Below are 12,342 nucleotides of genomic sequence, written 5' to 3' on the forward strand. Positions count from 1 at the left end.
CAAGTCGTAAAAAAAATAATTAATATGGTTAAAACTATAGACTTGGATTTATCTTTTATATATAATAATCATAACGTGATAATTATGGATATACAATTAACAAGGAGGGAATAATAATGAAATATGTACCAAATATCCTAACCATAATTAGAATATTCCTTGTGCCACTATTTCCTATAGCCTTTTTTTCATCAACAGATAATGCTCATATATATGCTTTAATTATATTTTTGACTGCTAGTTTTACTGATTTTTTAGATGGATATCTTGCTAGAAAATACGAAGTAGTTTCTGTTGTAGGAATAGTATTAGACCCTTTAGCTGACAAATTAATGTTGTTAACTACATTAGTTTGCTTAAATGTGTCTCACTACATACCTTTATGGGTATTACTTATAGTTTTAGTTAAAGAAACTTGTTTAGTTATATCAGGTATCTTTTTGTATTTTAGGAAAGAAAAGACTGTTATACCATCTAACAAATTCGGTAAACTTGCAACTGTAGTATTTTCAGCTGCTATATTTTTAATAATAGTTATACCACATTATTTTATAAGTATCTTGGTAATGTTTATAGCAATAATCTTAGAATTAATAGCTCTCTCCAGTTATATTGGTTATTATTTCAAGAATATCAAATCTAAAGCAATTACTCACTAATTTAGTTTACATAAATAATAAAACCGCTTTTCAAATATGATTAGTGGTTTTTTAATTTAGCATAATCAGAACAGACGCCTCATAAAAGATTTCAAGGAAAATAGAAAGTAGAACTTTCTTAATTTAACAAAAAAAATCCTACCACGGCGGTAGGATAAAATATGTAAATTTATCATAAATAAAAGGGGGGATAGTTTTCATATTTAATATACCATTTTAATGTGTATTTTAGATGTCAATATCATTACAATTAGATTACATTGGACAATCTATCTCTTTAATCCAGTATCCATATTCTCCTGACTTAGTCTTTGCTCCTGAACAACAAATAAAATCTTTGAATCCATAAAAATATGCTGCTACTTTATCTTTTGGATAATGGATTCCAGGTACACCCAAGATAAAGTATGGCTTTCCATCTTTACATTCTTCATTCCTACCAAGTATAAGATGTTTATATTTCCTATATGCATTCAATAAAAATGTATTATTTGTCAACAACCAAGATTCAATTGGAAAATAGATAATATCGGCAGGCTCGATTCTAATCCATTCCACATCTGAGTATTTGCCTTCAAAAGGTCTCATTTTGGGATATTCTCTAAAAATATTATCATGGATTTTGGCTAATTCTTTATCATCAAAATGATTTTTTATAATATCAAAAGTTTGATTACCTATATCATCTATTTCAATAGATTTATTACTTTCATATACTTCATCTTTTTCGGTTTTTTCAGGTTCTGTTTTTTCATTACTGCATAAAGTCTGATTAATTGATTTATCTTTTTTCAAATTGATTGATTCATCTTTTTTGAGATTTTCAACATTTTTAGAATTTTTATCATTTTGACTTGAAAAACTTTTATTATTATCATTATTATTAACATAATTTATTTCTTTATGTTGAATATCATTTCTATCAACTATAATATCTTTCTTGATTACTTCTTTTTTCTTCTTATTCCTTTTATTTGTATTTAGACTTTTTTTCCAAGGATATTTTATTTCTTTTATATATCCTACCAATGGAAAACTAAAATTATCATTATCATCTTTACACACTATAGCTACAATTGAAATTTCATCAATTGAAATACTCTGTCCCATGATTTTACTAGAATCAGTAGTAACATTTAAATTACTATAATTATTGTTATCTAATTCAATAACTCCAATAGGTATCATATCACTATTTTTTTCAGTAGATCTTATAAGATAAGCTTTATAGATTCTATTTGAATTCATAAGTCCATTAACTGATATCTTAATTCTTAATTTCTGTCCTCTTTTTTCTATTTTACAATATCCATAAGATTTATTACCTACAGATACATATCCTTTATCATCTTGTTTCAGATCGATAACTTGCCGATTATAATTTTTTGCTTGCACATTAAAACCCCCCTTTATACATTTATATTTATATAAGGAAGGTTTTAGTATATTAATGACTCAAATTTATTTTATAAATTTATTTAATTCATTTGTCAAATTTGAAAATTCTTCTAGATTAAGCGCTTCTCCTCTTATGTTAGATTGTAGCCCTATGTTATCCATAGCCTGTCTTATATCACTTTTCTCAAACATTTCCTGTAGATTATTAGATAATCCATTGATAAGTGTTTTTCTACGCTGATTGAATGATGCTCTTATTATTCTAAAGAGTAATTTTTCATTATCTACTTTAACAGGTGGACTGGTATGTTTAGTGAGTTTAATTACTGCTGAACCTATTTTAGGTCTAGGTATAAAACAATTAGGTGGTACATTAGCAACAATATATGGGTCACAGTAATATTTAATAGCTAAAGTCAAAGCACCATAATCTTTAGTACTTGGTTCAGCCCTCATTCTATCAGCTACTTCTTTTTGAACCATTACAGTAATACTTGTAATTGGTATATTTTTTTCAAATAACCCCATTATTATAGGCGTCGTTATATAATAAGGAAGATTAGCAACTACTTTTATAGGTTTGTTGTTATTTTTTTCTTCTACTAATTTCCCTAAATCTACTTTCAGAATATCCTCATTAATTATTGTAATATTACTATAATCACTTAATGTATCTTCTAATATCGGTATGAGTTTTTTGTCAATCTCAACTGCTATAACATGTTTAGCATTTTCTGCTAATTGTTGAGTGAGACTGCCAATTCCAGGACCTATTTCTACTACCACATCATCTTTGCTTATTTCTGAAGATGTAACTATCTTATTTAGAACATGATGATCTATCAAAAAATTTTGTCCGAATTTCTTTTGGAATGCAAAATCATATTTTTTTATTATTTCTATTGTTCTTTTTGGAGAAGCAATTGGTTCTGTAATATAAATCACCTCTTTGAATTTGTTTTTTATGATAATATAATAAACTTATAACTGGTATTACTTATTATTTTGAATTGTTATCAATTGCAGAATTTAACATTAATATCAAATATGTTATTAAATTCCAATTTTTTACATCTATATACAACATATACGTTATTTACTTAAATTCTATACTATATATTGTATAATGGTGTCATTTGGTTTAATAGATAAACAAAACATATAAAAATAATTAATTTTTCGAGTTTTTGTAAAAATTTCCATTTTTTTCTTTATAAATTCGATTAATGTGTTAAAATATATATATACAAAATAATTCTATACAAATTATATTTTTAAAACTACTATTACATATACTAATACTATTTATCAAATATCATAATTAATATTAACTTAATAAATCTATTTATGAACATCAACTTATTAACCTTAGTTATTATTAATTCCAATTCCTATTAATATGACAAACAAATAATTAAGTGAGGTGCCTTCTATGAGAAGTACTGAAATAATTTATCAAGTAAATGAAAATCTAACTAATATTTTAAATCAAATTAATAGAAAACTAACTGTCAATACTGATATAATGGAAATGTCTAAACAAATCGATTCACAATTAGAGGAATTAATGACACAAATAGAAATTAAAAAATAGGCCAATAGGGTTAACCACTATTATGTGGTTACCCTATAGCTACTTTATTTTAAATAGTTTTTTAGCATTTTCATTAGTATGTTTTTCAACTTCATCATATTGCATATTCTTTAATTCCGCTATTTTTTCGACTATATATCTTAGATTACTAGAATCATTTCTTTTACCTCTATTAGGTACTGGTGCCAAATATGGGCAATCTGTCTCTACTAATATATTCTCTATAGGTAATTCTTTCACTATCTCTTTCAGCTTATTTGCATTTTTAAAAGTAACAACACCGCCTACACCTATATAGAATCCCATTTTAATATATTCTCGTGCCAATTCTAAACTTCCTGAATAACAATGTATTACTCCACCTATTTCTTTTGCATTAGATGATTTAATAATATCCATAGTATCTTTTGCAGCTTCTCTACTATGTACTATTATAGGCAATTTCAAACATTTTGCTAATTCAATTTGTTCTGTAAACCATAATTTCTGAGCTTCTCTGTGAGAATTTTCATAATGGTAATCAAGACCTATTTCTCCTACTGCAACAACTTTTTCATATTTCGCTAGATCAGTTAAAATTTTCAAGTCATCTTTTTTCATATTTTCTACATCATCTGGATGAACTCCTACTGCAGCATATATATAATTATATTTTTTAGATAATTCTACACATTTGTATGACGAATCAATATCAGCTGCGGCATTTACTACATATTCTATTCCTTTGTTTGGAAGATTATCTAACAAAGAATCTCTATCATCATCAAACCTCTCATCATCATAATGAGCATGACTTTCAAATATCATTGTTTCCACCTCTATATTCTTATGCTTTTAACCAATAAATATATCTCTATGAAGATAATGGGGTGTATATACGTAAAAAAAGCAGTACATACACCCTCTCTATTATCACAGATTAATTTAATATTATCTTACAACAGCACCACTGTTAATATCCCCATCAACAGTCGCTACTACTAAATTTTTCTTAAGTGAAGCCGCAAGTATCATACCTTCTGATAAAACGCCTCTTAATTTAACAGGTTTAAGGTTAGTTACTACAATAACCTTCTTTCCTATCATTTCACCAGGAGTATAACTTTTTGCTATACCTGATACAATCTGTCTAACTTCACTACCAATTTTTATTTTTGATACTAATAGTTTATCAGCACCTTCTACTTTGTTACATTCTATTACTTCTCCTACTTTTAATTCTACCTTAGCAAAATCATCTATAGTTATATAATCTTCTTCTTTTACTTCTTTTGGCTCTTCTTTACCAGCTTTTTGAGCTTTTTCTAATTCTTTTATTTCTTTAGTCATATCTATTCTTGGGAATATGATATTACTTGGATTGACTTTTATATCCTTTGACAATCTTCCCCATTTTTTAGTGCTTTCCCAAGTTGTTAATTCTTTATCTTTTATACCTAATTGTTCTCTCATCAATTTTGGAGTATTAGGCATGAATGGTTCAATAAGTATTGATATTATTCTTAGATTTTCAGCTAAATGATATAATACATTAGCAAGTATTGGTTTTTTATCTTCTTCTTTAGCTAATACCCATGGTCTTGTCTCGTCAATATATTTATTAGTTCTTCTAACTAAATTCCATATTTCAACCAATGCATCACTGAAGAATAGATTCTCCATTACATTTTCTACTTTATTTACTGTATCTAGTGCCATTTTTTCTACTTCAGAGTCAAATTCTGTAGCTTCAAATTTATCAGTAAATTCATCTCCAAAATATTTATTGATCATAGCGACTGTTCTTGATACTAAGTTACCTAAATCATTAGCCAAGTCTGAGTTGATTCTTTGAATAAGGGTTTCATTAGTGAAATTACCATCTTGTCCGAATGCGATTTCTCTCATTAAGAAATATCTTATTGCATCTGAACCATATCTATCTAAAAGTATCTTAGGATCTACTACATTACCCTTTGATTTAGACATTTTTCCACCGTTTATTACTAACCATCCATGTCCGAATACTTGTTTAGGCAATGGCTCACCTAACGCCATCAACATAGCAGGCCATATTATTGTATGGAATCTTACTATTTCTTTTCCTACTAAATGTACATCTGCTGGCCAATATTTTTTGTATTTCTCATCATCTTCTGTATGGTATCCAAGAGCTGAGATATAGTTTGATAAGGCATCTAACCACACATATACTACATGTCCTTTATCAAATTCTACAGGTATTCCCCATTCAAAAGAAGTTCTAGATACACATAAGTCTTCAAGACCAGGTTTTAAGAAATTATTAAGCATTTCATTTTGTCTTGTTTTTGGTTGAATGAAATCTTCATGTGTCTCTATATATTCTATAAGTCTATCTTGATATTTGGAAAGTTTGAAGAAATACGCTTCTTCTTTGACTTTATCCACAGGTCTTCCACAATCTGGACATTTACCATCTTGAAGTTGTCGCTCAGTAAAAAATGATTCACATGGAGTACAATACCATCCTTCGTATGAACCCTTATATATATCACCTTTATCGTATAAGTCCTTGAATATTTTCTGTACAGTTTTTTCGTGGTCTTGGTCAGTTGTTCTTATGAATTTATCATATGATATATCCATAGTTCTCCACAGATCTTTTATCCAATCCACAATGTTATCCACATATTTTTTAGGAGTTATCCCCTGTTTGTTAGCAACTTTTTCTATTTTCTGTCCATGTTCATCTGTTCCTGTTAAAAACATGACATCATAACCACGCATTCTCTTGTATCTTGCCATAGTATCTGCTGCTACAGTTGTATATGAATGACCTATATGCAACTTATCGCTTGGATAGTATATTGGGGTTGTAATGTAAAATGGTTTTTTTGCCATTGTATTTTTCCTCCGATCGTTTTTTAATAATTATTATTATCTGTTTAATCAAAATTATTATTATACAAATTAATCTCACTTAAGTTTTTATTGATTTCATAACCAGTAGATAGTAATAATTTTGGGGTTGTCGTTATGATATATTATATAGTTTTAACAAAAAAAATGCAAAGTATTTTTTCAATTACAACCGTTATTAAGAGGCTTGACAGAATAACTATTTTCCTATTGATAAGATTTATTTGTTTCTTAAAATAATAGAAGTAGTATTATAGTATAGAATATTAAAAGTTGAAATGTATAATATACTTGACATTTTTCAATACATAATATATTATGTATTTATCAGATATATAATATATTATGTATTATTCTAATATGAAAGAAGAGACTACAATGAAAAATAAAAATCAATTACAAAATAATATTTTTTCATATATTTTTAAATTATCAAATACATTACAAGTATATTTGGACAAAACACTAGTTGAAGATGACCTAACATCAAAACAACTGTTTTTGATGATTGTCATTGATAGTTTTGGTACAGCTAATCCAACATTTAAAGAAGCTGCTGATAGAGCTGGTAACTCATATCAGAATATCAAACAAATTGCTTTGAAACTTGAAAAAAAAGACTATGTAAAAATTATCCGTGACCCAAAAGATAGGCGAGCAAAGAGATTGATTTTGACGGATAAAGCAAGAGCATATTGGAAAAACAGAGATCTATCAGATATAGAAGAAATGAATATATTATTTAAGAGATTTGACCAACAAGAACTTGAGCAATTCTTTAATTATATGGAAAGACTATTCAATGGTATTATAAAACTGAGTACTAAAATGGAGGGATAACAGAAATTGAAATCATTAGGTATTGTAATCATTCTAATTATACTTATCATGGTATACTGGTATTATGGAAGTACACATAGAGCTTACAAAGAAAACTTATCTAGAGCATTATCTGCTGATAATTTGGATAATAATGAAATCATTACAGAAAAAGATCTTCAATATTTACCAGTTGTGATTCAAAAATATCTAAGATACGTAGATGTTGTTGGTAAGAAAAAGATCAATCAATTTGCCATCGATATTGATGGAGAAATGCGACTAGATGAAGATAAAGACTGGGCACCAATAACTGCCGAACAAAAAACCTTTATCAATCAAAGTATAAGGCTATTTTATATGACTATGAAGTATAAAGGAATTCCAATCAATGGTTTACATCATTTTGAAAAAGGCAAAGCCAGTATGGTAATAAAGATTCTAGACTTAATCAAAGTGGTAGATCAGCGAGGGGAAATTATGAATAAGGCCGAAACAGTAACATTTTTTAATGACATGTGTATATTTGCCCCTTCGACTTTGATAGATGCTAACATAACTTGGGAAGAAATAGATGAATTATCAGTAATAGCTCACTATACACTTGAAGGTATAAAAATTTCAGCCCAACTATTCTTCAATGAAAAAGGTCAACTAATCAATTTCATTTCCAATGATAGATACAAAATTGAAAACAATAATAATTACAAACAAATAAAATGGTCAACACCTGTAAGTGGTTACAAAAACTTCAATGGTTATAATTTAGCATCTATTGGCCAAGGGATTTGGCACTATGAAGACCGTGATTTCAGCTATATTAAGTTGAATATTAAGAATATACATTATAAGTAGTTTAGCGCAAAATTAAGTATTATATATAATATAACAAAATAAATATTATATTGTTTAAGAAAGGATAACACTAATGAAATTATTGAATAAAAAGTTTTTAATAACCATAAGTAGTTTAGCAATTATTATTATAATCTGCTTTTTAGTCATTAACTCTCCAAGAATTCAAGGTCATCTATATTCAAAGGAACGTATCACCATCAATCTAACAGTTATGCTTGATGGGGAAAAAATATCTTTAGATAATCTCAATGCAGATTGCTTTCATGAGTCTGAAAAATGTAGTGTTGTATCTGAAAATGGAACATATAATACTAAAGGTGGCAGCTATGGTTCATATACTTTTAAAATCATAATTCCATCAGATCGTTTAAGTCAATATAAAGATAATATAACAATTAATTTGGATTATATAAACAGTAATAACTGGTATATAAGTAAAAGTAATTGTATCGTTTACTTTAATACTAATGAAAATGGAGATATAGTTGGTGATAAAGCCACCATAGACATCAAATATAATGATAATACAACTCAAAATTATAATAAAAACATTGAGTTAGAAGATAATAACTTAGAAATTTATTGGGGATTATAGAATAATTAATAAATCAATAACTACATAAGGAAATAGCCATCGCTATTTCCTTATATAAGTTATTTATTTTATGAGAAGTAAAAATACTAATAACCAATAATAATCTATGCCTTTAATGTTTTAAACATATTAATCTTATAAGCCTCTACACCCGGTTGATTAAAAGGATCTACCCCAAGTATAGTAGCTGATAAATAACAAGCAACTTCAAAGAAATAGAATAGTTGCCCCATATAGAATGGTGTTAATTTTGGAACATTCACTGTTAAAACTGGAATACCACCTTCATAATGAGCCTTAACTGTTGCTTCATAAGCACTTCTATTAAGGAAACTAAAATCCTTACCGTTCAAATAATTAAATTCATCTATATCTTCTTTTTCCAATGGGATAGGATAACTAGATTCCATATCTTCTATATTAATAAATGTTTCAAATAATATTTTCTGTCCATCTTGAATGTATTGTCCTAATGAATGAAGGTCCTCTGAGAATGAGCAAGATGATGGATAAATACCTTTTCCATCTTTTCCTTCACTTTCCCCAAACAATTGAACCCACCATTTATTAAAGAATTCCATTAAAGGTTCAAATACACCTAATATCTCTATGTTATACCCTTTTTTTAGAAGTAAGTTTCTTATTACTGCATAATTGACAACATCATTCTTATAAATATCTGTAGTATGAATAGTTTTTTCCATTTCACTTGCACCAGCAAGTAGCTTTCTTATATCTACTCCTGAAACTGCAATAGGGAATAAACCTACTGGCGTTAAAACGGAGAATCTTCCACCTACATCAAGAGGAAATGGAAGAAGAGTATATCCTTTCATTTTTCCTAACTTCTCTAGTGAACTTCCATTAAGAGAACCTGTAGCTATTATTCTGTTAGCAGCTTCCTTTTCTCCATAAGTTTCTTCTAAATATTGTCTCATTACTCTAAATGTTATTCCTGGCTCTAATGTAGCGAAATTCTTAGCTATTACATTAACATAAACTGATTTACCTTTGAGTTTTTCCATTATGTTCTTAAGATACGCTGGTGATAAGTTATTTCCTGCATATAATATTTCTACTTTACTATCACCCATAGATTTTATAACAGTTCTTGCTCCTTGATTAGAACCACCTACACCTATTAGAACGAAAATATCTGCATTTTCTCTTATTTCTTTAGCTTTACTTTCCATTTTGGTCAACATATCTTCATCATTGCAATGATAAGTATTAATCCATCCTAGAGAATCAGAATCTGATGCTTTTGATTTTAAACAGTTTTCTATAAGCTTTTTGTTTTTTGATACTTCTTCTTTTAATATTTCATTATTTATATATTTATCTACATTTTTATAATCTAAGTGTAATGAATTCATTTTACAGCCTCCTTATTATTTCTTTAATATAAGTTAAAGATTGCGTTATATGACCAGTATTCTATATTATATATATTAATATTAAGCCCTTGGTATAATTCTGTAACTATTGGTAAATCATTTAATAAACCCATCTATATATATTAAATAAGTAAATCATAATACTACTATATATTAGTATTACTGAATATAATAGTTATAATGAACATAATTTAAATATTAATAATTAAATTTATTTATTCACCTTAAAGGGGAGAAATATTATGCGTCAAATTAATTCAATAAAAAATAAAGTTTTAGTTAGTATCCTAAGCATTATATTACTATTTTCATTGATTCTTCAAGGATGTAATAATAGCACTAATGATGATATAACATATATACCTGATTCACAGCAAGATAAAAATATTACTGAAAACATCAAGATTGATGACAGTAGCAGATTCAATTCTTTTCTTGACACTATGTTCAAAGAGTATATAGCATCTTCTCCACTTGAAATGTCTATGTTAATATCTTCTCCAGAGGAATTCGGTTTGGAAGATACTTCTGATAAACTTGATGATTTCAGCGATGAAGCACTTAAACAACAATATGAAAATTATCGTGATGACCTAGAAACTCTTAAAACTTTTAATATAGATAATTTAAGTAAAGATCAACAATTATCTTATAAAGTCATGAAATACTACCTTGAGCTTGCTATTGAAGGTGAAGAGTATAAAGACTACACCTACAACATCCGGCATACATTAGGTTTTCATATTGGTATCCCCCTTACATTATCTCAAATACCTATAAAGAGTAAAGAAGATACTACTAAGTTTTTAAAAAGATTACAACAGTTCCCAACATTAATCACTCAACTTATGGAAGGTGAGCGAGTTAAAGCCCAAAAAGGGTATATACAGCCCGAATACATTTCTAATAAAGTTATTGATCAGTGCAAAGCTTTTATGAAACCTACTGAAGAAAATTTTTTATATCTTGCTTTCTGTGACAATATCAATCAATTATCTGATATGTCAGATTCAGAAAAAGTATCTGCAAAAGCTGAATGCCTTAAAACAATAAATGATTTTGTATATCCTGCATACACTAACCTAATTGAAGAATTGGAAGACATCAAGTCCCAAACAATAATTACTTCTGGTGTTTTTACTTTTCCAAAAGGAAAAGAATATTATTCATATCTTATAAAAGCTAATACAGGTACTAATATCACACCTGAAGATTTATTTGAATGGGCTAACGATACATTAATAGAATCTTCAAATGAAATTCAAGCTATACTTGAAGAACAACCTGAGCTTAATACCCTCTACAATACACAGCCAAAACCATTTACCAACTTTGATGAATTATATAAAAAATGTCAGGAATTGACCAAAGACAATTTTTATGAATACGACATCCCCAAAATTAATAATCTGACAATACCAAACTATCTAGAAAAAGATTTACCAGCTGCTTTTTATCTTCCTGTTAGCATTGACTTAAAAAAATATGGTAATATGTTTTTAAAGAATTCTCTATATACTAGTTTGAATGTTAATGATTTTATAGTAGTTTGTCATGAAGGTATTCCCGGACATCATTTTCAATTTTCTATAGCATATCAACAAGATAATATACCTAACATTAGAAAAACCCTTGATTTTTCATGTTTTACCGAAGGCTGGGCCTCATATGTTGAAAGCTTAGCAATTAATTATATTGAATTTGATAATCCTCTTATGAATCAATTGATGCTTAGTAATCTTGATGCAACCTACGCTATATTAACCATGATCGACCTGTATCTTCATTATTATGGTGCTTCTAGATTAGATATAGTTAACACTTATTCTCTATATTATGGGGAACAAATTGAATCAATCGTAGATAGAGCTATTGCTAATCCAGGTGAAACACTACATTATGCTTATGGACGCTACTACATTAATAATCTAAAAGAAAAAGCCATAGAATCTCTAGGTAGTGATTTTGACATAAAAGAATTTCATGACGTCATCTTGATTAATGGAGAAATTCCACTTTTTCTCTTAGAAGAAACAGTTAACGAATATATCGATAATAAGCTTAATAGGTAACATAATCTATAATATAGCTGCTAAGATAACGTTTATTGCATGGTTATCAGGCAGCTATATCTATGATTGA

Annotated in this window: 11 protein-coding genes; 6 read left to right on the forward strand and 5 right to left on the reverse strand. The window is 27.9% G+C overall.

All coding sequences use genetic code 11. The features are described 5' to 3' along the window. The first annotated feature begins 116 nt into the window (after positions 1-116). Positions 117-659, forward strand: a complete 543-nt coding sequence (gene pgsA / locus QMG30_RS21970; protein ID WP_281819186.1) for a CDP-diacylglycerol--glycerol-3-phosphate 3-phosphatidyltransferase — start codon at positions 117-119, stop codon at positions 657-659. A gap of 255 nt (positions 660-914) precedes the next feature. On the opposite strand, the gene QMG30_RS21975 is transcribed toward pgsA, so the two are convergent. Together QMG30_RS21975 and rsmA are read right to left on the reverse strand one after the other, a co-directional pair. Beyond that, positions 915-2,054 (reverse strand): DUF6128 domain-containing protein, encoded by a 1,140-nt coding sequence (locus tag QMG30_RS21975; RefSeq protein ID WP_281819187.1) that lies wholly within the window; start codon positions 2,052-2,054, stop codon positions 915-917. A gap of 66 nt (positions 2,055-2,120) precedes the next feature. Then, positions 2,121-2,993 carry a 16S rRNA (adenine(1518)-N(6)/adenine(1519)-N(6))-dimethyltransferase RsmA gene (gene rsmA / locus QMG30_RS21980; protein WP_281819225.1) on the reverse strand — a complete coding sequence of 291 codons (873 nt, stop codon included), beginning with the start codon at positions 2,991-2,993 and terminating at the stop codon, positions 2,121-2,123. Between the two features lie 496 nt (positions 2,994-3,489). On the opposite strand from rsmA, the gene QMG30_RS21985 reads away from it, so the two are divergent. After that, positions 3,490-3,651 (forward strand): hypothetical protein, encoded by a 162-nt coding sequence (locus QMG30_RS21985; protein WP_281819189.1) that lies wholly within the window; start codon positions 3,490-3,492, stop codon positions 3,649-3,651. A gap of 39 nt (positions 3,652-3,690) precedes the next feature. On the opposite strand, the gene QMG30_RS21990 is transcribed toward QMG30_RS21985, so the two are convergent. After that, positions 3,691-4,458: a TatD family hydrolase gene (locus QMG30_RS21990; protein WP_281819190.1), complete on the reverse strand. Its 768-nt coding sequence runs from the start codon at positions 4,456-4,458 to the stop codon at positions 3,691-3,693. A gap of 123 nt (positions 4,459-4,581) precedes the next feature. Then, positions 4,582-6,513 carry a methionine--tRNA ligase gene (gene metG / locus QMG30_RS21995; RefSeq protein WP_281819191.1) on the reverse strand — a complete coding sequence of 644 codons (1,932 nt, stop codon included), beginning with the start codon at positions 6,511-6,513 and terminating at the stop codon, positions 4,582-4,584. A 396-nt stretch (positions 6,514-6,909) separates the two neighbouring features. On the opposite strand from metG, the gene QMG30_RS22000 reads away from it, so the two are divergent. The 3 genes from QMG30_RS22000 to QMG30_RS22010 all read left to right on the forward strand — a co-directional run bounded on the left by QMG30_RS22000 (position 6,910) and on the right by QMG30_RS22010 (position 8,803). After that, on the forward strand, positions 6,910-7,371 hold the full coding sequence (locus QMG30_RS22000; protein ID WP_281819192.1) for a MarR family winged helix-turn-helix transcriptional regulator: 462 nt from the start codon (positions 6,910-6,912) through the stop codon (positions 7,369-7,371). Positions 7,372-7,377: 6 nt separating this feature from the next. Next, on the forward strand, positions 7,378-8,205 hold the full coding sequence (locus QMG30_RS22005; protein ID WP_281819193.1) for a DUF6544 family protein: 828 nt from the start codon (positions 7,378-7,380) through the stop codon (positions 8,203-8,205). 73 nt (positions 8,206-8,278) lie between these two features. After that, positions 8,279-8,803, forward strand: a complete 525-nt coding sequence (locus tag QMG30_RS22010; protein ID WP_281819194.1) for a hypothetical protein — start codon at positions 8,279-8,281, stop codon at positions 8,801-8,803. 104 nt (positions 8,804-8,907) lie between these two features. On the opposite strand, the gene QMG30_RS22015 is transcribed toward QMG30_RS22010, so the two are convergent. Further along, complete coding sequence (locus QMG30_RS22015; RefSeq protein ID WP_281819196.1) at positions 8,908-10,179, reverse strand: glucose-6-phosphate isomerase; 1,272 nt, start codon at positions 10,177-10,179, stop codon at positions 8,908-8,910. A gap of 263 nt (positions 10,180-10,442) precedes the next feature. On the opposite strand from QMG30_RS22015, the gene QMG30_RS22020 reads away from it, so the two are divergent. Beyond that, on the forward strand, positions 10,443-12,272 hold the full coding sequence (locus QMG30_RS22020; RefSeq protein WP_281819197.1) for a DUF885 domain-containing protein: 1,830 nt from the start codon (positions 10,443-10,445) through the stop codon (positions 12,270-12,272). Positions 12,273-12,342: the final 70 nt, after the last annotated feature.

The organism is Vallitalea longa (assembly GCF_027923465.1).
GTDB lineage: Bacteria > Bacillota > Clostridia > Lachnospirales > Vallitaleaceae > Vallitalea > Vallitalea longa.

What these genes read in the sequence shown, in the direction of transcription:
- pgsA (WP_281819186.1), top strand. Translation starts at nt 117, where the DNA reads ATGAAATATGTACCAAATATCCTAACCATAATTAGAATATTCCTTGTG.
- QMG30_RS21985 (WP_281819189.1), top strand. Translation starts at nt 3,490, where the DNA reads ATGAGAAGTACTGAAATAATTTATCAAGTAAATGAAAATCTAACTAAT.
- QMG30_RS21990 (WP_281819190.1), bottom strand. Translation starts at nt 4,458, where the DNA reads ATGATATTTGAAAGTCATGCTCATTATGATGATGAGAGGTTTGATGAT.
- metG (WP_281819191.1), bottom strand. Translation starts at nt 6,513, where the DNA reads ATGGCAAAAAAACCATTTTACATTACAACCCCAATATACTATCCAAGC.
- QMG30_RS22000 (WP_281819192.1), top strand. Translation starts at nt 6,910, where the DNA reads ATGAAAAATAAAAATCAATTACAAAATAATATTTTTTCATATATTTTT.
- QMG30_RS22010 (WP_281819194.1), top strand. Translation starts at nt 8,279, where the DNA reads ATGAAATTATTGAATAAAAAGTTTTTAATAACCATAAGTAGTTTAGCA.
- QMG30_RS22015 (WP_281819196.1), bottom strand. Translation starts at nt 10,179, where the DNA reads ATGAATTCATTACACTTAGATTATAAAAATGTAGATAAATATATAAAT.
- QMG30_RS22020 (WP_281819197.1), top strand. Translation starts at nt 10,443, where the DNA reads ATGCGTCAAATTAATTCAATAAAAAATAAAGTTTTAGTTAGTATCCTA.